Origin of the sequence: Enterobacter sp. UNJFSC 003 (assembly GCF_036903355.1) — a bacterium.
Classification (GTDB): domain Bacteria; phylum Pseudomonadota; class Gammaproteobacteria; order Enterobacterales; family Enterobacteriaceae; genus Enterobacter.
In genome coordinates this window covers 1-232 of the sequence record NZ_JBAKHK010000371.1, presented here as the reverse complement: position 1 = coordinate 232, position 232 = coordinate 1, and the positions used below count along the sequence as shown (strand labels likewise).

Below are 232 nucleotides of genomic sequence, written 5' to 3'. Positions count from 1 at the left end.
GCCATGCCCTACACCTACGGCAGTAATGATGGCAACAGCACCACGGATATTGAAAACAGCAAGCTGGTCGTGATGTTTGGTAACAACCCGGCAGAAACCCGCATGAGCGGCGGTGGCATCACTTATCTTCTTGAAAAAGCGCGCGAGAAATCGAACGCCAAAATGATTGTTATCGATCCGCGATATACCGATACGGCTGCTGGTCGTGAAGATGAATGGCTCCCTATTCGCC

The 232-nt window shown here is 51.3% G+C and carries 1 protein-coding gene; it reads left to right on the top strand.

The annotated features are described in order from the left end of the window. Positions 1 to 232 (top strand): molybdopterin-dependent oxidoreductase (locus V5P19_RS24600; RefSeq protein ID WP_334408123.1); only part of this gene is annotated, 232 nt, incomplete at both ends.